We start from the raw sequence: 19,759 nt of genomic DNA, 5'->3' as shown, positions 1-19,759 counted from the left end.
GGGGCATGTGCTTTTATTTTGGCTGTTCAGTTGCATCAAAAATGGAGCAAAAAAGCCCCCTTCAAATGCTGCATTTTTGATGCAACTGAACACCCTTTTTCTGAGCCGACATACATGCTTGATAGGGCTTTCTATTATGGGTTCGGGGTTCGGGGTTCGGGGTTCGGGGTTCGGGGTTCGGGGTTCGGGGTTCGCGAACAGGGCGAAGCCCGGACGAACAGCGTAGCGCACGAAGCACGAACTACGCTGTTTGTTTGAGGGTTTCGTTATTGGCTTTCGCTTTTTCAAATAACGAATAACGAATAACCAATAACGATTAACGATTAACGCTCTCGAGCGGTCCGGCGCCGCAGGAGCGACGCGTACAGCAATGGAATGACCACCAGCGTCAACGCCGTAGAGACCGCGATGCCGAAGATCAAGCTGACGGCCAGGCCGTTGAAGATGGGGTCATCGAGGATGAAGAAAGCACCCATCATGGCCGCGATTGCGGTCAACGTGATTGGTTTGGCACGTACGACAGCAGCTTCAATCACGGCGGTGTTGAGGTCTTTGCCGGCGGCGACTTCTTCACGGATAAAATCGACCAGCAAGATGGAGTTCCGCACTATGATTCCGGCCAAGGCAATCATGCCGATCATGGAGGTGGCGGTGAACTGCGCACCGAGGATGGCATGGCCTGGCATGATGCCGATGAGCGTTAGCGGTATGGGTGCCATGATAACCAGTGGTGTCATGTAACTACCGAAGTGGCCGACTACCAGCAGGTAAATCAACAACAAACCGACTGCGTAGGCCAAGCCCATATCACGGAAGGTTTCGTAGGTGATTTGCCATTCGCCGTCCCACTTCAACGCGGTTTGGTCCCAGATATCAGGCTGCGCTATAAAGGTTTGTGGCAGTTCGATATCGCCGGCAGCGTCGAATAGGCCGTAGAGCGGGCTATCGAGTTCGCCAGCCATATCGGCAGTCACATAAACCACTGGGCGCAAGTCTTTGTGATACACCGGTTGCGCATAAGGTCGCTGTTCGCGCTCAATGAGCTCCGCCACTGGAATGGCTTGACCGGTGGTTTGGCTGGTTACGGTAAGGCTCTCAAGTTGCGCTAACTGGCCTTGCCAATCCGCTGGCAGGCGTAACTTCACCGGTACCGGTTGGGTTTGACCGGGAATCGCCAAGTAGGTGACATTCATGCCGCCAAGTGCGGTTTGCAATACCTGAACCACTTGTCCAGCGGTCACGCCGAGTTGTGCGGCACGCTCACGATTCACTTCCCAAACTTCTTCGGTGGCTTCAGCCACGAGAGTGCTATCGATATCGACGACACCTTCGGTGGCGCGCAATTGCGCAAGCACGTCACGAGCACCTAATTCACGTGCTGCCTCTGACGGACCATACACTTCTGCGACTATTGGTGCGAGCACGGGCGGACCCGGCGGCACTTCAACAATCTTTAGGGACGCACCAACGGCTTCGGCAATTGGCGTTAGCATTGGCCGAATTGCCAAAGCAATCTCGTGACTCGCACGATCGCGCTCACCAAGTTCAGCGAGCGTGACTTGAATGTCGCCCATGTTGGCGCCTTCGCGCAAATAGTACTGGCGCACAAGGCCATTAAAGCCAATTGGTGACGCGGTGCCGGCATAGATTTGGGTGGCAACGACTTCGTCCACTTCGTCGAGTTTCTGTGCCAATTGCATGAGCGTCGCATTGGTCTCTTCTAAGCTACTGCCTTCTGGCATATCCAGTACCAGTTTGATTTCACTCTTGTTATCAAATGGCAGCATTTTCATCACCACGGCCTGCACCACCGCAAGACCCATCATTGCGACAATGAGAACAATCAGGCCAAAGCCCATGAAGTAACGCCGCTTACGATGTGTGAGCAACGGCTGCATGATGCGCTCAAAGAAGGTATGTAGTTTGCTACTATGCGCTTCACCTTCATGATGTTCGTCTTTTAATAAATGACGAGCCAACCACGGTGTTACGGTGAGCGCGATAATCAGCGACAACAGCATGCCCAACGACGCGTTAATTGGGATGGGGCTCATGTACGGACCCATCAAGCCACTCACAAACGCCATCGGAAGCAGGGCGGCGATTACAGTAAAGGTCGCCAAAATGGTCGGTCCCCCAACTTCGTCGACCGCTGCCGGAATGGAGGTTTTCAGAGACTTACCCAAACCTAAATGGCGGTGAATATTCTCCACCACCACAATGGCGTCATCAACCAAGATACCAATGGAGAAGATCAGTGCGAATAGCGACACACGGTTCAGCGTAAAGCCCCATGCCCAAGACGCAAACAAGGTCATAGCGAGGGTCAGCACGACGGCGCTACCCACCACAACGGCTTCGCGTTTACCGAGGGTGAATAACACCAGTGCGACAACTGATATGGTTGCGAAGATGAGCTTTTGAATGAGCTTTGAGGCTTTATCGTCTGCAGTTTGGCCATAGTTGCGTGTAACGTCGATTTCTAGCTCAGGCGGCAGCCATTGTTGCTTCAACGTATCGAGGCGCGCTAAAACTTCCTGCGCTACCACCACCGCGTTTTCACCGGCTTTTTTAGTGACGGCAAGCGTCACCGCTGGCTGTGCTTCGCCACCCGCTGGACGCGACCACACGTAACGAGATGGTACCACTGCGCTTTCGCTGATTTCGGCCACTTGCTCCAGGCGAACCGGCTTGCCGTCAACGTTGGCAACAATCAGATGACGCAATGTGTTCACGCTATCGATAAAGCTACTCGCTTGCACAGGAATTTGCTGGCCTTGAGCCAGTCGATAACCTGCTTGCGCGCTTTGGTTTTGCCCCGCCAAGGCTTGGCTCACCGCATTAAAATCTAAGCCGATACGGCTCAGCGCGGTGTTATCTAAAGTCACGTTAATTTGCTCGGGCTCAGCGCCAATGACATTTACTTCGCGCACGCCGCTAACGTTTTGGAGTGGCTCGACTAAGGTGTCAGCAACCGATTTCAAATCAAGTCCGTCGGAGGTAATGGTTAGCCCAAGAATTGGTACATCATCGATACCTCGAGCTTTCACTAGAGGCTGTGAAAAGTTGGGGTGGCGAACTTGCCAGCTTGCTAGGCTATCAAAGAGCTCTACTAACGCTTTATCGCGCGGTACACCCACTTCAAATTGCACCGTCACCAGCGCTTGGCCTGGCTGTGATACCGAGTAAATATGCTCAATACCCTGCATGCGTGCAAAGTGCTGCTCTAGCGGCGTCGCTAATTGATCTTCAACTTGACTAACGGCGGCGCCCGGAAATGCCACCATGACATCGGCCATGGTGACGTCAATTTGCGGCTCCTCTTCACGCGGCGTAATTAGCGCCGCCATGATGCCAAGAATTAGGCCAAAAATTGCCAACAACGGCGTGAGCTGAGAACGTTCACCCCATGCCGCAAATTTACCTGCGATACCAAGGGGCTTGTTACTCATAGCTGATCACCTCACCGGCTTTCAATCCACTCACAACTTCTACAAAACCGTCTTGGCTTAAGCCTAAACGCACCGCACGCCAGCTATTATCTTGCATGCGAACCATGGTGAGCTCGCCTTGGTTATAAATGGCCTCGGCAGGCACTTGCACGCCTTGGTGCTCGCCCACCTTCACCAATACTGGCTGCCACTGCCCCGGCATCAATCCACTATCACTTGGTAAAATTAACCGCATGCGCACGGTACTCGATTGACTGTGCACCGTAGGAAACACTTGTTGCGAAGTTGGCTCTAACCCATTAACACGGGCCCACTGGTAGGTAGTTGCTAGATGGGCATAGCGGGCTGGCAAGTCCACATGTAAACGTAATTCAGCAGGGTCGAAACCAGACAATAATGGCATACCAGGTTGCACTAATTCGCCGGGCTCGACAAAACGCTCGCTGACAATACCACCGTAAGGTGCTTTCACCTCAGTGTAGCTGAGTTGTTCTTCGGCGCGCTCAACCGCAGCTTCGGCTGAGCGTAGTTGTGCTTTGGCGTTATCGAGACGCGCCTTGGCGCGGTCGCGCTCAGCCACCGGTACTAAATCGCGCTGCACTAAGCTAGTTACCCGATCAAATTCTTGCTGTTCGGCAATCAGTGTGGCACCAGCTGCGGCTAGTTGCGCTTGTGCCTGGGTTAGCATTTGATATTGCTCAACTGAGGTAATGGTCACGAGCGTTGCGCCGGCTGGCACATTGTCGCCGACATCAACCAATACCTTCTCAACGCGACCAGAAACTTGCGCTGATACGGTTGCACTGTTGGTTGACTCAACCAGCCCTTGCAAGCGCAGATATTCTGCAATAGTCGTAGACTGAACTTGATGCTCAGCTGCGACCGTCGAGGTTGCAACACTGGCAGTACTGACAACAAACAGGGCGATTGCCCAAGCACGCAATGACATATTCATCTCCTTGCCGAATTTTGCTCAGTTGAATTTCGTAAGTAACTAAAATTCACTAAAGTATAGAGCAAAAAACGGCAAGTGTGGATGATTTATTTCGTATTTATCTAAAGTACATAATTAAATTCCGAAATCATCGTAACGCACCTGTTCCGGTGCAACGCCGATTTCATCCAGCATCGCTCGCGTTGCGGCTAGCATGGCCGGAGGCCCACATACGTAGACATCAAGTTGCTGCACATCTTGCGTTTGAATCCACGCTTTCGCAATCTCATGAACAAAGCCGCTAAGCCCACGCCATGTGTCATCTTGTTCAGAAATAACCGGGTGGTATTGCAAACGTTGCTGCTCTTGTAATGCGATAAATTCATCGTAATAGCATAACTCTGATCGATTACGAGCTCCGTAGAAGAATTGAAGTGGATGCGCGGTTTCCACTCGTTCAAGTGCGTCTTGAATGAGCGCGCGCAACGGTGCAATACCCGCTCCACCACCGATAAACACCTGTTGTCGTTCACCAAGGGTTGCGGTGTTTAACAGAAAGTCACCCAGCGGACCAACTGCACCAACCGTCTCACCCATTTGTAAACCACATAGGTATGTTGAACCAATACCTGGCTGACATTTAGTATTCGGCGCTGGCATTTTACGGACTGTAAAGGTTAACTCGGGTTGCCCTGATGCTGTTGCGAATGAATAATTGCGATGCACGGTCACAGTGTTCTGACCAGCGTCACAAGGAATGAAAAACTGCATAAACTGACCAGCTTGGTATGAAAGGTCTACGCCATTCGCTGGTACAAACGTCAGCTCATGAATACTCGGCGTCAACACCCGATTATGGACTAATTTTAGTGTCAATGAACGGGCATCAGTGTTGGTAAGACCAACATTGTAGTTTTTGTTTAACCTATGCTGGCAGCTTAAGCGCAACCCTTCATTGAGTTCAGATGTCGATAAAATCGCTTGTTCGCTATCCGTTGGCGAGGGAGCACCTCCTTGGAAACGCACCTTGCAAAGCCCGCATGTGCCACCCCCGCCACAAGCGCTAGCAATCGTTTTCTGCTGTGTTTGAAAAAACTCTAAGTAGGTTTGCTTACGCCAAGGATTCAAATCTCCGCGTACGAGATTTCGTCCTAACAAAATAAGTCCAGATAAGGTAAACCATAACATCATCACGCCAGCGCTCACGATCAGCAGATGATTAAAGTTTCGCTCTCCGCTGTAATCCATAAAATGCAGTTTGAACGCCCAATCAGCCCATAGCCAAGGCGTATTGCGGTGTTCAACCACAGTGCCTGATGCGGCATCGATATAGATACGTGTATTCAAGTCATCACGAATATCAACACGATAACCTGGTTCACGCCAACCATTAACCTCATCGCTACCTTCTGTTAAGGGTGTCACACCAATAATTTCACCTGAGCCCGAATAACTTTCTTGAGCCAAGGTTGCCGCCATCTCTTCTGATGTTGACCAAGGTTGAGCTGTGGTCGCATCGATGTAGCTAACTCCGTCAGCATGTTCAATAACATATTGTGGCGTACCTAAAATTGTACGTAACTGAACATCTCGAATATCGGAAAATTGATTGGATATTTGCGGCCAGTCTAACGCTTGAGATGTGCCAATTGGTGAATGACTGTGTTCCATTTTAAAATAATGGTGACCAGACATCGCATGATGGCCAGCTAACGAAAAATAAAAGCCACTGATTATCCACAATAGAACTTGAATGATGATTATCAAGCTGGTCCACCGGTGCAACCATTGCAAAAAGCGCATCATAGCGAACCCTCCACATTAATTTTTGATTCGGGCTTAGTTTTTCGGAGGGTGTAGACCAAGAGCACGGCGCCAGTCATGAGGAAAACAAAATTGGCGATAATAAATCCTTTGAGTAGCCAACTCTCAATATCAACACGCTCTTCGTAATCCATAATATGAAGCATCCACATAATGTCGAAGCCTCGCCAGAAAGTGTGCCGTTTCGTTACAAGTTCACCAGTTGTTGGCGAAAAATAAAGACTTGTGCTGCCAAAGTCATCGAAATCCACTCGCCATACTGGTAAATGCGCTGGGTTTAGCTCAGTTGGCGGATTGTCAGCTAACCATTCAATACGGCTGGCGGGTTGATCGCCCAATGCATATATTTTTTCTGCAATGGCTTTAACCGCCGATTGTTCAAGATGAATCGATTCTAAGTTTTGCGCATCGATGAGCTCAGTAGTGCCATGATGACTAACGTGATAGACCGGTTGCCATTGGTTATTTAGCCACAACGATGACAGCTTTATGTCTGATGCATCGGGGTATTTATCCAATACATTGGTAAATGGTGCCACAGCTTGCGAATCGTGAATAACAGCATCATGTTGTTTTACTAAGTGGTCACCGTGAATAAATGGCAATTTAAAGAAAACCATGTAGGCACCGCTGATACTCCAAACGACCATTTGTAAGCCCACGATTAACGCCATCCAGCGATGCCAGACTCGCCAGCGGCTATTGGCTATTTTGACAGCCATAAAACTCTCCAAAAAATTCCAAAAAAATGCGGGAGAGCGCAACCTCTCCCGCAATTAAACGTCCAGGGTTAGAACGTGTAACGCATTTTAACGAACAACTGACGTCCCAAAAGGTTGTAAGTCATGGTATCTGTGTTCGCATCAGTCCAGCTTTGAATAAATGGAGGTTTCTTATCAAACAAGTTATTAACGCCACCAACGAGGCTCATTTTTGAATTAACAAAATAAGTGCCCTGTACGTTATGGTAAAACACACTTGGAGCGTGATCCCCGATGTCGCCAGGCGCCGCATTTATATCATCAGCGCCACCAATGTATTGAACACTCCAATGGGCTTGCCAGTCATCACGATCGACAGTGACCGACGCATTTGAACGCCAATTTGTATAACTACCGCTTCCTCCAGTAATTTTCCCAGCATAAGCAATTGGTGTGCCGCCGGCGAATGGCGTTACGGTGTATTCATCGAGATAACTAACTGTCCAGTTCATCGTTGTCGCAAAACCAGAAAGATCAGTTTTGTAGAATACCGCTGCATCTACACCCGACACTTCTTCGGTTGCAGCGTTCGTAGGTTGTGCTGAGAGAAAGTTAATTTCTCCAGTTAAACTATCCCGAGTAAATTGGCTGTCGTTACAAAACGGGTGCGACAGATTTTCTGAGTTATAACAAACCGATAATTTGGTTGAACCCGGGATGCGCTGAATGGCATTCTCAATATCAATTTTGTAGTAATCAACCGTGAACTGCAGATTTTCGGCGAAGGACGCATCCCACACCACACCCGCGGTAAATGTTTTTGCATCTTCAGGTTCAAGGTTAGGGTTGCCACCAACGGTGGTCAAAATAGTTGAACCTAGTTGTGTATAGCCTGCTGGAACACCATCAGCTTGACAGTTTGCCGCTACTGTAGCGTTTTTCCCAGGTTGGTCCCAACCATCACACGGATCCGTTGTGGTCAAATTTCCTTCGGCCACACCGCCAAACAATTCAGGAATGTTCGGCACGCGAAACGCAGTCGAGTTTGTTGCTCGAAGTTTCAAAGAATCGTTCAGTTGCCAGTGCAAACTCGCTTTATAGTTACCATCACTACCGAAAGTGTCATAGTCGCTATAACGATATGCAAGCTCTAAGTTCACACTTTGTGCAAATGGAAGGTCATTCAATAATGGCAACGCTGTTTCAACATAAATTTCATCAACACTGTAGCTACCGCTAATCGGATCGGCTTGGTTAGTATTCATTACGCCAGCCACAACTGCAGAATCTGGATTACGCCAACCTTTTTCCTCACGATGCTCTACACCAAATGCAACCGGAACAAAGCCTGCTGGCAGTTCGAATAAATCACCAGTAATATTTGCAGTTATCGACCGTTGCTCGTTACCACCTTCGGAATCTATGCGAAACATGATGTAATCAATCGCATCTTGACCGAAACCACCGAATCCAAGCAGGTCCAAACATGGAATGCCAGCCTGCCCACATTGTTCTGGATCAATAGAGCGGTTCAATCGCTCCATATTGGCGATATTAGTTGCGCCATCAATACCTGAGGTACGACCGAAGTTGTAAGCAATTTCCCAGCTCCAATCAGCAGCAAGCGTTCCATTTAAACCACCAACAAAACGCCAAGTGTTTACGTCTTGGAAGAAATCACGAGGTCCGGCTTCCAGCAAACGACGACTGTCAAGACGAATCGTCTCACCTGTCGGGTTATCAGGATGATCGGCTGCATATTCAATTCCGCCCACAGTGCCAGAGGTTGCGAGTTGGTTCGAGCGTCGATTGTTGTAAAGTACTTCGACAAAGCCGTAGGTATCACCTGTCAGGTGATAATCTGCAAAAGTTGAAAAATTCCAGTTGGTAATTGGGTTAACCGAGTTCAGTTGCGAGAAGAAATCAAAATTATGCTTGGCTGGATCATACGGTTCATAAAAATCGCTATCGCCACCCTGCTCTTGATTAAAGTTAATACGACTGCCTGCGTCAGGCCCAGTCAACACTGTTGCTCGGCCGCCAATAGTGCTTGAACTACCAAAACAACCGAGCTCGCCTGGGGCAACTTCAGCTAATGCACAACCAGCTTGCTCTTGCATATTGTAGGCATCACTTGAACGATAACCCACAGTACCCACGATTCGGGCACGATTCGTGCTCGCTCCAAATACGACATTTACAGCTCTCTCTTCGGCATCACCGCTATCTGTGGCACCTAATCGAGCATCAAGTGAAAAACCGTCATAATTTTTACGCGTAATAATGTTAACCACACCGGCAACAGCGTCAGCGCCGTAAATGGCTGATGCACCGTCTTTTAGTACTTCAATGCGCTCGATCATTTCAACCGGAATCATATTTAAGTCAACACTGCTGTTGGCTCCAGTACCACCATTAACAACACGACGACCATTTAGAAGAACAAGTGTGCGGTTAATACCTAAACCACGCAGGTTGACTTGTGCTGTTCCCCAGCCATTGCTGGTCCAGTAAGCATTGCTTTGACCGCCAGCGGCGCCAGCGGAAGCCGACATCCGTTGTAGAATAACCTCTAACGAATTCACACCGGAGTTTTCAAGATCCTCTGCGGTAAAAACTTGAATAGGTGCGGCACTTTCAGCTTCAGTGCGCTGCAAACGAGAGCCCGTTACCGTAACGCGCTCGACTTTATCTTCGTCAACTTGTTGTTGGGTGTCTTGAGCTACAGATTGAGTGGGTAATAGCAACGCAGAAAGTGCGGTTGCCACACCTGATAAGGTTAGTTTATTCATAGTGCCCTCTGAATATATTTTCATTGTGATTTTTCGTTCTAATTATTGATCAACCCGACGGCCCAACTGAGTTGTCTATACATCTACAACATAGCTAGTTTTGACGGGCTGTAAAGTGAAAATTCACATAAGTTGTCTAAATTTAAGCCTTTCAGGCGGGTTGTATAGTCAACTTTGGTACACATCGATGACAGGGTAACTTGTTATTTTTTGCGAAGGTTTCACAAAATAAGGCGGGTCTAAAAAAAAAGTTGTCGAACTATGCTCTAATTAAGAGTGAATATAACCTATCAATAAGTGAATATTTATTCAAATCATCGTTCGTTTCGTCTTTGCTTTAATGAAGTACAATACCTATTTATTGCTAAATAGACCGCTCTCTGCGAGAATTCATCATCATATTAACCATTCGTGAGCTTCATGTTTTTATTAGTTACCTTTGCCTTTATTGCTATTGGTATTTCATTTATATGTTCTATTTTGGAAGCGGCACTGCTTTCAATTACCCCAAGCTATATTGCGCATCTGAAAGAACAGCGCCCCAAGCTACACGCAAAATTACAGAAATTAAAAACCAATATTGACCGTCCGTTAGCGGCTATTTTGACATTAAACACCGTTGCGCACACCGCTGGTGCAGCCGGTGTTGGTGCGCAAGTTGGTGTGGTATTTGGTGATGGCTATTTAGCGGCTGCTTCAGCCGTCATGACAGTTCTTATTTTGGTGCTTTCAGAGATTTTGCCAAAAACGATTGGCGCGAAATTTTGGCGTCAACTCGCACCGACGTTACCAAGCATTTTAAATTTCATGATTATGATCTTACGTCCATTCATTTGGCTGTCTGATCAAATCACCAAGCGCATTGGCGGCGAAGAACATGTCGATGTGCGTTCGGAAATTAAAGCGCTCGCCATTTTAGGTTATGAACAAAAATTAATTGATGCCGATGAACGCCGCGTGATTGGTAACATGCTCGATTTGCATACCATTCGAGTTCGCGACGTAATGACGCCGCGAACTGTTTGTGAATCGGTGCGTCCTGACGAAACCATTAGTGAGTTTCTATATCGTGCGAAAACGATGCCTTACTCGCGTTTTCCTGTAATTGACGCCGACGAAGTACCGCACGGCATTATTTTGCGTAACGAAGCGCTCGAATCGGATACCGACAAAACCATTAACGAGCTGGCGCGCGATGTCGAAGTGGTTTCCGAAACCGTCAACGTAGAGCAAGTGATGCGGATGCTCTTAGATCAACGTCAACACATGGCACTAGTATTTGATGAGCACGGCACTTGGATGGGGTTAGTTACCCTCGAAGATATTATCGAGACTATTCTGGGCCAACCCATTATGGATGAAACCGATACCATTCCAAGCCTACGTCGCTATGCTCAGCAACGCTGGGACAAACGTCTGAAGCAATCTGACGCCGACAACGGCGACGCCACCAACGAAAAAAACTAGCTTGTATAAGCGCGCAAGCGTATAATACGCCGCTATTTTAACCAATGGCGGCTCATACCGTCTCCTCGCGTTTTTTACAGGCTTTATCAATGACAATTCAAGCGACTGAACTTTCCAAGCTGCGTAATATTGCAATTATTGCGCACGTTGACCATGGCAAAACAACCTTGGTTGATAAACTTTTACAGCAATCGGGCACTCTTGAGAGCCGCGGTGGCGTAGAAGAACGCATCATGGACTCCAACGATCTTGAGAAAGAACGTGGCATCACCATTTTGGCGAAAAACACTGCGGTAAACTACAAAGACTACCGCATCAATATTCTGGACACGCCAGGACACGCCGACTTCGGTGGTGAAGTAGAGCGCGTATTGTCGATGGCCGACTCGGTATTATTGGTTGTTGACGCGGTTGACGGGCCAATGCCACAAACTCGCTTTGTTACACAAAAAGCGTTCGCACACGGTTTGAAACCAATTGTGGTTATCAACAAAATTGACCGTCCGGGCGCACGTCCTGATTGGGTTATGGACCAAGTATTCGACTTATTCGATAACTTAGGTGCAACCGACGAACAGTTAGACTTCCCAGTGGTTTATGCTTCAGCGTTGAACGGTTGGGCGACTCTGGATTACAACGAGCAAACCGATAACATGACGGCCTTATTCGAGACGATTCTTGAGAAAGTATCGCCACCGGATGCCGACCGTGATGGTGCGTTGCAAATGCAAATCTCACAGCTGGATTACTCAAGCTACGTGGGCATCATTGGCATCGGCCGTATTAAGCGCGGTACATTGAAGTTGAACCAGCAGGTCACCGTAGTTGGCGCTGACGGCACCAAACGTAACGGCAAAGTTGGTCAAATCTTTGGCTACTTGGGCCTTGACCGTATTGAAACGGATCAAGCCAGTGCCGGCGATATCGTTGCAGTAACCGGTTTGGGTGAACTTAAAATTTCTGACACTGTGTGTGCAGCGGGTGCAGTTGAAGCGCTACCGCCACTTACCGTTGATGAACCAACAGTAACCATGACCTTCCAGGTCAACACCTCACCGTTTGCCGGTAAAGAAGGTAAATTCGTGACTTCACGTCAAATTCTTGAGCGTTTACAGCAAGAGCTGAAGCACAACGTGGCGTTGCGTGTTCAAGAAACCGACAACCCAGATCGTTTCCGTGTTTCTGGTCGCGGTGAATTGCACTTAGGCGTATTGATTGAAAACATGCGTCGTGAAGGTTTCGAATTAGCGGTATCACGCCCTGAAGTGATCATGCGTGAAGTGAACGGTGTGAAAGAAGAGCCGTTTGAAAACTTAACCGTCGATATCGAAGAGCAACACCAAGGCTCAGTGATGGAAAAACTTGGCTTACGTAAAGCTGAAATGACCAACATGACGCCAGACGGTAAAGGCCGTGTTCGTATCGACTTTATCGTACCGAGTCGTGGTTTGATTGGTTTCCAAACTGAGTTCATGACGTTGTCGTCAGGTACTGGTTTGATGTATCACAGCTTTGACCATTACGGCCCATTCAAAGGCGGTAACATTGGTCAGCGCATCAACGGTGTATTGATTTCAAATGCTCAAGGTAAAGCCTTAGCCTACGCCTTGTTTAACTTGCAAGAGCGCGGCCGTTTGATGATTGGTCACGCGGAAGAAGTATACGAAGGTATGGTGATTGGTATTCACAGCCGTTCAAACGACCTTACCGTTAACTGTTTGAAAGGTAAGCAGCTAACTAACATCCGTGCCGCGGGTACTGATGACGCGTTGTTGTTAACCCCACCAATTCGTATGTCGCTTGAACAAGCACTTGAGTTTATCGATGACGACGAGCTGGTAGAAATTACGCCAAAATCAATTCGTATTCGTAAGCGTATGCTGACCGAAAACGAGCGTAAACGCGCTAGCCGTAGCAAAGACGACTAAGCTATAATCGTTTACCTGTTTAGCAATACACAATAAGCGCCTTTTCAGGCGCTTATTTTTTGCTTATTAAATAGGTAGATAAACGTCTTTTAGCCAATCCTCTTAATCGTCATTTGATCGCCATCGGGAAAAACCGCCTGTAGCTTAAGTTCACCGCCCAAAGCTGCCACATACTGCTCCAGTGTGCTTAGCAAAGCATCAGGTCGCGCCTCAATCTGCGATATATTTGGTTGCGCCATTCGTAGCCTCTTGGCTAATTCAACCTGTTTTACGCCGCGGTGCTTTCGAACTTCAGCTAACGTCATTTCCGCTACAATATTTAATGCTTTTTCACGAGCTTTCGTTTGAACCTCGGGGGCAATTTGCTTACGGAATTCATTCAATGATCTAGTCATTCTTACTCCTCTCATTCGAGCGAATAATGTTACTCAAATGATTTTCAAATTCTTCTTCGGCCAGTCTTATCATTCGTTGATAAAAATGCTTATCTCCTGAGCCATCCTTGCGGCCACCACACAAAAGCACCGCCATTCGGTTTGGATCAAAGGCGTAAAATACCCGATACGGTTTTCCACGATGCTGAATCCGGAGCTCCTTTAAATTTGAAACTTTGGATGCTCCTTTTACGCTGTCACTCAACGGACGGCGCAAATATGGACCCAGTATTTCAAGCACATCAACCGCGGTTTGAATTTCGATTTGCTCTTCAGTCGTTAAACAAAGAAACCAGCTTGCGTATTTTTCCGTTAATAATATTTTCCATTCCATGGATTCACTCATTATAAGTTAGAAATTATATAATTCAAAAATTATATTGACTCGATAGGGTAACAAAAAGAGCACCCAGTGGGTGCTCTTGAATCTAGTCGTGACTCTTGTTTTTCTTCTCACGACGTTTTTCTTTTAGTGTTTTTTGTGGCTTCTTTTTCGCCTTTTCTTTACTCATTGCTCGCTCCTTTACGATTGAGTGCCATTAATCGCCAGCGACTCTCGCTAGCCCCTGAAACAACCGAAAACTCTGCGCCTAACGGCAATGCAAGTAGTGCCAACCCAACCGGGGACAAGTATGAAACAAGGCCCTGATATGGGTTGGCACGACTTGGCTCGACAAGCTGGAAAGTGAATACATCGCCCACACACCCGTGCGTTAGAATGTGTCGTATCGTGACTTCCGATCCGATTTCGACACATGGATGAATACGTGATTGTGGGTGCTGTATACGCTCTAAACGTTGCAGCAAATCAGAAAGCAATAACGGGTGTTGTAACACTCGACGTTGCTGACACTGAAAGAGGTAATGATTAAAACACGAGGTTGAACTGCAATAGTTCATTACACGCGCAAGCACGGCATTTTCTCCTACCGAACTGAAACACGAAAAATTGAATTTTGGGAATAACTACAGGTGCCGATTGCTAGGCTGCAATCGGCTTAAACTGGAAAGGTAAGTGCGGTACTTTGAATTGAAAAATCAGCTTTAAACATGGCTTCCTCACTATGCGGAGCAGACCATAGCCCGTTCCGTTCAGAAAGGCAAGCCACTAAATCACATCGGGGTGCGGTAGCACAAAATAGAACACTGAGAAGAAGTGAAGTACGCTGCCGGCGAGCACGAATACGTGCCAAATGGCGTGATGAAAGCGCAGCGATTTCCACACGTAGAAAATGACGCCGAAGGTATAGGCAAGGCCGCCAGCTAACAGTAACCACAAACCGCCTGCTTCAACGGTTTCAAGCATCGGCTGAATCACCACTAGAGCCATCCAACCTAAGCCAAGATAGAGAGAGAGCGACAACCACTTTTTACGCTCTTTCATGGCAACTTCCATGATGACGCCAATCAGCGCAATGCTCCACACCACAGCTAACAGCGTCCATCCCCACGCACCACGCAAATTAACCAGTGCAAACGGTGTGTAAGTACCGGCAATTAGCACATAAATAGCAGCGTGATCCATCTGTTGGAAGAAAGCTTTGATACGTGGCCACGGAAACGCATGATAGAGTGTTGACGCGAGGTAGAGCAAAATTAAGCTCGCGCCGTAAATGCCGGCGCTCACCACATGGAAGGTATCACCGTAAGATACTGCCCACACCAACATAAACACCAACCCGACTATAGCGGCAATGGCCCCAACGCCATGCGTCAGTGCATGAGCTATTTCTTCAGCCAAACTGTAGGGTTTATGTTTACTCACGACGTTTACCTTTTGGTTAAATTATTCGCCACGTTCAGGGGTATAGTGGCCTTTGCTGATATTTTCAATGGCCTTCATAAAGTTTTCGAACTGCCGTTCATTTTCGTAATCGAGATGATACTTGTTGTGGAATTCGAGGCGCATGTTGACACCTTGGCCTTCCAAAAACACCGTATAGCCATCAAAATCGGTATAAGCCGTTATACCTTCGAGCGTTTTTCGCCCTTCGTCATCTGGTTTGCCATATTCAATAATGGTTTCAAACGCGTCTAACACGAGGCGTTGGTCAATATCATTTTTCATGGTCGACCTCCAACAAAATTAAGTGTCGTTAACAGCATAGCATCGTTTTATGACCAGTTTATTGATCTTTTTACATACATACATGCATGTTTGTTTAAAATCGATTAGAATGTCATCACTACTACGTAATGAGGTGAGATGTGGTTCGTCGTACCAAAGAAGATGCGTTAACAACAAAAGCTGAATTGCTTGATGCTGCTGAACGTTTGTTCAGTGAACAAGGAGTTTCTAATACTTCAATGAATCAAGTGGCTGAAGCGGCTGGAGTGACTCGGGGGGCTATTTATCACCATTTCCAGAATAAACTGGATTTGATTGATGCCTTGATGGAGCGAGTGCGTCTACCGGTAGACGAAATGCGTGACGAACTAGCGCAAACCTATCAAGGTGATCCGGTGTCATTGTTACGTGCCCGCTGCTTCCACATCATCGGTCAAGTGCAAGATGATCCGCATACACAGGCTCTCGTGAATATTCTCCTGCATAAATGTGAGTATGTTGATGACGCATTGCCGATTCATTTACGTCACTTAGGTGGCCGTAATGCTTGTATCACTGAATGCGTGTTGCTGGCTGACAAAGCCAAGGAGCAAGGTTTAATTGATGAGAAATATGATTCAAAAGCGACTGTTATGGGCTTGTTTAGCCTAGTAGACGGATTGATGTATAACTGGCTGCTGGATAAAACTTACTTTGATTTATCACAAACAGCCAGCCAAGCCATTGATACTTATCTCGCCGGCTTAAAGCCGCGCGGCGCATAAGCTTCAGCTGTTAATCGCCTTGCTTTAAAAAGCCTTTGATTTGTTCGGCATCGAAGTTCGCGATGGTTTCATCGCTCGCTTGCGGGCAACTTAAGAACATTGGCGCCACGTAGCTCTTGATCGCCGCCATAACCACCATTAAATGCGTCATCGATCGCATCGCACCCATACGCCCTGGCGATGCACCTGCCAATAACACGTTCTTACCCACCCAAGGGTTTTGCTCAAGCCGCGTTGTCCAATCAATCGCATTCTTAAGTAATGGCGGCACCGAGCTGTTGTATTCTGGCGTGACAATGACGATCTTGGTGGCGTCAGAAATTGCGGTTGCGAGCTTCTGAATGTTGGATGGCACACCATTTTCATCTTCATAGTCACCATTGTAGATAGGTGCATCTAACTCTGCTGCAGGATATAAATAACACGCACGCCCGTCACTTTCTGCAACTTCAGCAATACGCTTCTGAAATTTACCATTGAGTGATTCTTTACGACTGCTCCCAGCGAGAATCAATAAACTCATTACGATCCCTCCTTCATGGCTTCAATGAATGCATTCGACTCTTGAATGGCAGATTCCATTTCACGAATTAAAACATCAACATCGGTGCGCAAACTGCGATACTCACCACGAATTGCATCAACGGCTTTCGCGTTTAAGTTATGTTTTAAATACAGTACGTTGTCTTGTAGTTTCTCGAGAACTGGCGCCATCGTGTCGGCGGCTCTTTCCATGCTTTGTAACAAACTCGTGTAACGACGTTCGGTTTCGCGAAGTGACCGCTCACTTTCGCGACGCATAGAGTCATTACTATACATACCGAGCTCTTCTTGCCACTCATCAAATAATGCTTGAGCAACATCATCGATGGCCTCAATGCGTTCATAAACGCGCTCGGCGGCCGCTTTGCTACTCTCATAATCGTCGTTTAAAGCATTGTAACGCGCTTCTAACTCACCACCATCGAACTGCAACAACTCATCGAGGCGTTGCAATGCTGATTTAAATTCTTCCTGTGCGTCAGATTGTGCGTCGCGAGCATCGTCGACACGGTCGACCAAAATGTCACGTTTGTGGATGCCGACTTTCTCCATGGCACCGTAGTATGCGCTTTGGCAACCTGCCAAAACCACAACGGCGAACATAACGCCAGTCCAATTCATCAAGTAACGCATAACCACTCCTTAGTTGGCTGTTGTGCGGTCAGTATAGCTTAATACGGTAACGGCGAGCCATCCCAATGCCAAAAACCGCCTGAATCTTCAGCAGTTAATTGCTTGATAACGGTAGCGATTCGCTCAGCCGACTGCGCTGGTGTATACAATTTATCGGCCGCTATACGTCGCTGAAACGGTTGCGATAGCTCGGTATCGGTGGTGCCCGGATGAATTGCCGCCAAGCAGAGCTGTTTGTGGGTGCGCTTGAGTTCAACTGAGGCGGTTTTCAACAACATGTTTAATGCCGCTTTACTGGCTCGATAACTATACCAACCGCCTAAATAGTTATCGGTAATACTTCCGACTTTCGCGCTAAGCTGCGCCCACACACATGGACTCTTTTTTGGCAAAATAGGCAGCAACTGCTGCAGTAGTAAAATGGGAAGTACTGCATTCACGTAATAAGTTTGCTGCAATTGATGCCAATTCAAATCAGCAAGGCGCTTTTCTGGCATAAAATCATCGTTATGCAAAATGCCGAGTGTACTTATCACAACATCCGGTTGTTGCAACTGCGACACAATGCGTTGGAGGCTGGCTTCGGTATAATCAGTTACTTGCAACCAGTGGCCCGGTAATTTCGACACCTGCTGACGGCTTAGCGCTTGCACACGTGCACCTTGTTGGTGGTAATACTGCACCAACGCTTGCCCAATACCACCACCGGCACCAATGATGAGTACCTGCATAGAATCACTCCTCACAAAACCAACAATCTGTCTCTATAATTGGCGATTAGCCAAGAACAAGGTATGTTATTTACGTGATTTGCACGGTTTGGGATTATAGTGATGCCAAAAGTTGCAGCAAACGGCAATTCAAAAGAGAGCGGAATGAGCGAAACAACACCTGAGCAAACCGCATTAATACGATGGCAAGAACGTGGCCGGAAGGCTTGGCGGTTCTTGAAATATTTTGGCAAGCGCTGTCTAGATGACCGCGTGACCATTGTTGCTGGCCATTTAACCTTTGTGAGCATGCTCGCGTTAGTACCATTGCTTGTGGTGATGTTCTCGGTGTTCTCGGCTTTCCCGATGTTCGAGCAATTAAAAGAAGAGCTCGAAAAATTATTGTTTGCGAATTTATTGCCGACGTCTGGCGAAGTGATCAGCGAGTATTTGAATCAGTTTGTCAGCAATGTTTCGAAAATGACAACCGTTGGGGTGATCTTCGTCATTGTCGTCGCTGTCAATTTGATCAGCACAATCGATGGCACCATGAACCGCATTTGGCGGAATCACAAACGCCGCCGGATGGTGGTTGCACTCGCGGTTTACTGGATGATTTTGACTCTCGGTCCAATCCTGATGGGCTCAGGTATGGCAGTGACCTCCTATTTGATATCACTGACAGCGGCCGCTGAAGTTTATGTATCTGGGGTGCGTACGACATTATTAAGCATCGTACCCATTCTCACTTCGTTAGTGGCGTTTATGCTGTTGTACATCATGATGCCAAACCGTATAGTGCGCGCCCGACATGCATTTTGGGGAGCGTTGTTGGCCGCAATCTTGTTCGAACTTAGTAAAACTGGCTTTGCAGCCTACATTACGGCGTTTCCTAGTTATCAGGCAATTTATGGTGCGCTGGCAGCAATTCCAATCTTGCTACTGTGGATATTTGTGTCTTGGAACATTGTGCTGGTGGGCGCCGAACTTACCGCCAGCATTGAGGAGTTTTTCCACCCCCCAAAATCTGAATCTGAAGTAACAACCGAAGGAAGTGAATGAAAGCATTAATTCAACGCGTCAGTGAGGCATCCGTGACTGTTGCCGGTGAGCGTATTGGCGCCATAGCGCACGGCTTGTTAGTCTTGCTCGGTATCGATAAAACCGACACGCTTGATGATGTAACCAAGCTGGCAGCCAAAGTAGCTGGTTATCGCCTATTTGCTGATGCTGAAGATAAAATGAATTTGAGTGTGCAAGATGTTCAAGGCGGCGTGTTGGTGGTTTCGCAATTTACCTTGGCAGCCGATACCCAGTCGGGTCGACGTCCGAGCTTTTCCTCAGTTGCACCACCGAGCCAGGCTGAACCACTGTATTTAGCCTTTGTGGATGCGCTCAATCAGCTTGGCATTCACACTGCGACAGGTGAATTTGGTGCGGATATGAAAGTGGCTTTGGTCAACGATGGGCCCGTTACCTTCATGCTGCATTCTAACAACAAGGGTTAAC

Annotated in this window: 18 protein-coding genes; 5 read left to right on the top strand and 13 right to left on the bottom strand. The window is 47.6% G+C overall.

Annotation, left to right across the window (positions count from 1 at the left end):
* Positions 1-323: 323 nt before the first annotated feature.
* From CWI76_RS09130 to CWI76_RS09110, 5 genes are all read right to left on the bottom strand, one after another.
* On the bottom strand, positions 324-3,452 hold the full coding sequence (locus tag CWI76_RS09130) for an efflux RND transporter permease subunit (RefSeq protein ID WP_126760040.1): 3,129 nt from the start codon (positions 3,450-3,452) through the stop codon (positions 324-326).
* Positions 3,445-4,401, bottom strand: coding sequence for an efflux RND transporter periplasmic adaptor subunit (locus CWI76_RS09125; RefSeq protein WP_157980825.1), 957 nt, complete (start codon positions 4,399-4,401; stop codon positions 3,445-3,447). Before CWI76_RS09125 ends, CWI76_RS09130 begins: the two co-directional genes overlap by 8 nt.
* Before the next feature lie 120 nt (positions 4,402-4,521).
* Entirely contained in the window at positions 4,522-6,192 is a 1,671-nt protein-coding gene (locus tag CWI76_RS09120) for a 2Fe-2S iron-sulfur cluster-binding protein (RefSeq protein WP_126760038.1), read from the bottom strand.
* On the bottom strand, positions 6,189-6,932 hold the full coding sequence (locus CWI76_RS09115) for a PepSY domain-containing protein (protein WP_241968001.1): 744 nt from the start codon (positions 6,930-6,932) through the stop codon (positions 6,189-6,191). The genes CWI76_RS09120 and CWI76_RS09115 overlap by 4 nt, the downstream gene beginning before the upstream one ends.
* 68 nt (positions 6,933-7,000) lie before the next feature.
* Positions 7,001-9,703: a TonB-dependent receptor gene (locus CWI76_RS09110; RefSeq protein ID WP_126760037.1), complete on the bottom strand. Its 2,703-nt coding sequence runs from the start codon at positions 9,701-9,703 to the stop codon at positions 7,001-7,003.
* A 420-nt stretch (positions 9,704-10,123) separates the two neighbouring features.
* Between CWI76_RS09110 and CWI76_RS09105 the strand changes: the two genes are divergently transcribed.
* Positions 10,124-11,170 (top strand): CNNM domain-containing protein, encoded by a 1,047-nt coding sequence (locus CWI76_RS09105; RefSeq protein ID WP_126760036.1) that lies wholly within the window; start codon positions 10,124-10,126, stop codon positions 11,168-11,170.
* Between the two features lie 89 nt (positions 11,171-11,259).
* Positions 11,260-13,098 carry a translational GTPase TypA gene (gene typA / locus CWI76_RS09100; protein ID WP_126760035.1) on the top strand — a complete coding sequence of 613 codons (1,839 nt, stop codon included), beginning with the start codon at positions 11,260-11,262 and terminating at the stop codon, positions 13,096-13,098.
* Between the two features lie 89 nt (positions 13,099-13,187).
* Here typA and CWI76_RS09095 read toward each other — a convergent pair whose 3' ends face one another.
* The 5 genes from CWI76_RS09095 to CWI76_RS09075 all read right to left on the bottom strand — a co-directional run bounded on the left by CWI76_RS09095 (position 13,188) and on the right by CWI76_RS09075 (position 15,600).
* On the bottom strand, positions 13,188-13,493 hold the full coding sequence (locus tag CWI76_RS09095; protein ID WP_126760034.1) for a helix-turn-helix domain-containing protein: 306 nt from the start codon (positions 13,491-13,493) through the stop codon (positions 13,188-13,190).
* Positions 13,486-13,866: a type II toxin-antitoxin system RelE/ParE family toxin gene (locus CWI76_RS09090; RefSeq protein WP_126760033.1), complete on the bottom strand. Its 381-nt coding sequence runs from the start codon at positions 13,864-13,866 to the stop codon at positions 13,486-13,488. Before CWI76_RS09090 ends, CWI76_RS09095 begins: the two co-directional genes overlap by 8 nt.
* Before the next feature lie 170 nt (positions 13,867-14,036).
* On the bottom strand, positions 14,037-14,447 hold the full coding sequence (locus tag CWI76_RS09085; RefSeq protein ID WP_126760032.1) for a GreA/GreB family elongation factor: 411 nt from the start codon (positions 14,445-14,447) through the stop codon (positions 14,037-14,039).
* A gap of 193 nt (positions 14,448-14,640) precedes the next feature.
* Entirely contained in the window at positions 14,641-15,297 is a 657-nt protein-coding gene (gene trhA / locus CWI76_RS09080; protein ID WP_126760031.1) for a PAQR family membrane homeostasis protein TrhA, read from the bottom strand.
* Between the two features lie 21 nt (positions 15,298-15,318).
* Positions 15,319-15,600 (bottom strand): DUF3081 family protein, encoded by a 282-nt coding sequence (locus CWI76_RS09075; RefSeq protein WP_126760030.1) that lies wholly within the window; start codon positions 15,598-15,600, stop codon positions 15,319-15,321.
* A 140-nt stretch (positions 15,601-15,740) separates the two neighbouring features.
* On the opposite strand from CWI76_RS09075, the gene CWI76_RS09070 reads away from it, so the two are divergent.
* Entirely contained in the window at positions 15,741-16,364 is a 624-nt protein-coding gene (locus tag CWI76_RS09070) for a TetR family transcriptional regulator (RefSeq protein ID WP_126760029.1), read from the top strand.
* A gap of 10 nt (positions 16,365-16,374) precedes the next feature.
* Here CWI76_RS09070 and CWI76_RS09065 read toward each other — a convergent pair whose 3' ends face one another.
* Genes CWI76_RS09065 through CWI76_RS09055 form a run of 3 tightly spaced genes read right to left on the bottom strand, consistent with a single transcriptional unit; the run spans position 16,375 to position 18,271 of the window.
* Positions 16,375-16,887 (bottom strand): NADPH-dependent FMN reductase, encoded by a 513-nt coding sequence (locus CWI76_RS09065; protein WP_126760028.1) that lies wholly within the window; start codon positions 16,885-16,887, stop codon positions 16,375-16,377.
* Positions 16,887-17,540 (bottom strand): DUF2959 domain-containing protein, encoded by a 654-nt coding sequence (locus CWI76_RS09060; protein ID WP_126760027.1) that lies wholly within the window; start codon positions 17,538-17,540, stop codon positions 16,887-16,889. The genes CWI76_RS09065 and CWI76_RS09060 overlap by 1 nt, the downstream gene beginning before the upstream one ends.
* Positions 17,541-17,578: 38 nt before the next feature.
* The gene (locus CWI76_RS09055; RefSeq protein WP_126760026.1) at positions 17,579-18,271 is read right to left on the bottom strand and encodes an SDR family NAD(P)-dependent oxidoreductase; all 693 of its coding nucleotides are present in this window, start codon (positions 18,269-18,271) and stop codon (positions 17,579-17,581) included.
* 144 nt (positions 18,272-18,415) lie between these two features.
* Between CWI76_RS09055 and CWI76_RS09050 the strand changes: the two genes are divergently transcribed.
* Together CWI76_RS09050 and dtd are read left to right on the top strand one after the other, a co-directional pair.
* Positions 18,416-19,312 carry a virulence factor BrkB family protein gene (locus CWI76_RS09050; protein ID WP_126760025.1) on the top strand — a complete coding sequence of 299 codons (897 nt, stop codon included), beginning with the start codon at positions 18,416-18,418 and terminating at the stop codon, positions 19,310-19,312.
* The gene (dtd, locus tag CWI76_RS09045; protein ID WP_126760024.1) at positions 19,309-19,758 is read left to right on the top strand and encodes a D-aminoacyl-tRNA deacylase; all 450 of its coding nucleotides are present in this window, start codon (positions 19,309-19,311) and stop codon (positions 19,756-19,758) included. The genes CWI76_RS09050 and dtd overlap by 4 nt, the downstream gene beginning before the upstream one ends.
* Position 19,759: the final 1 nt, after the last annotated feature.

This window comes from Pseudidiomarina marina, assembly GCF_003987045.1.
Taxonomy (GTDB): domain Bacteria; phylum Pseudomonadota; class Gammaproteobacteria; order Enterobacterales; family Alteromonadaceae; genus Pseudidiomarina; species Pseudidiomarina marina.
Note: the sequence above shows the minus strand (reverse complement) of the source record. Positions and strands in the feature narration are given on the sequence as shown.

Bases quoted from the DNA above. Each gene is read 5' to 3' on its own strand.
- CWI76_RS09130 (WP_126760040.1), bottom strand. From the start codon at position 3,452: ATGAGTAACAAGCCCCTTGGTATCGCAGGTAAATTTGCGGCATGGGGT.
- CWI76_RS09125 (WP_157980825.1), bottom strand. From the start codon at position 4,401: ATGTCATTGCGTGCTTGGGCAATCGCCCTGTTTGTTGTCAGTACTGCC.
- CWI76_RS09120 (WP_126760038.1), bottom strand. From the start codon at position 6,192: ATGATGCGCTTTTTGCAATGGTTGCACCGGTGGACCAGCTTGATAATC.
- CWI76_RS09115 (WP_241968001.1), bottom strand. From the start codon at position 6,932: ATGGCTGTCAAAATAGCCAATAGCCGCTGGCGAGTCTGGCATCGCTGG.
- CWI76_RS09110 (WP_126760037.1), bottom strand. From the start codon at position 9,703: ATGAATAAACTAACCTTATCAGGTGTGGCAACCGCACTTTCTGCGTTG.
- CWI76_RS09105 (WP_126760036.1), top strand. From the start codon at position 10,124: ATGTTTTTATTAGTTACCTTTGCCTTTATTGCTATTGGTATTTCATTT.
- typA (WP_126760035.1), top strand. From the start codon at position 11,260: ATGACAATTCAAGCGACTGAACTTTCCAAGCTGCGTAATATTGCAATT.
- CWI76_RS09095 (WP_126760034.1), bottom strand. From the start codon at position 13,493: ATGACTAGATCATTGAATGAATTCCGTAAGCAAATTGCCCCCGAGGTT.
- CWI76_RS09090 (WP_126760033.1), bottom strand. From the start codon at position 13,866: ATGGAATGGAAAATATTATTAACGGAAAAATACGCAAGCTGGTTTCTT.
- CWI76_RS09075 (WP_126760030.1), bottom strand. From the start codon at position 15,600: ATGAAAAATGATATTGACCAACGCCTCGTGTTAGACGCGTTTGAAACC.
- CWI76_RS09065 (WP_126760028.1), bottom strand. From the start codon at position 16,887: ATGAGTTTATTGATTCTCGCTGGGAGCAGTCGTAAAGAATCACTCAAT.
- CWI76_RS09060 (WP_126760027.1), bottom strand. From the start codon at position 17,540: ATGCGTTACTTGATGAATTGGACTGGCGTTATGTTCGCCGTTGTGGTT.
- CWI76_RS09055 (WP_126760026.1), bottom strand. From the start codon at position 18,271: ATGCAGGTACTCATCATTGGTGCCGGTGGTGGTATTGGGCAAGCGTTG.
- CWI76_RS09050 (WP_126760025.1), top strand. From the start codon at position 18,416: ATGAGCGAAACAACACCTGAGCAAACCGCATTAATACGATGGCAAGAA.
- dtd (WP_126760024.1), top strand. From the start codon at position 19,309: ATGAAAGCATTAATTCAACGCGTCAGTGAGGCATCCGTGACTGTTGCC.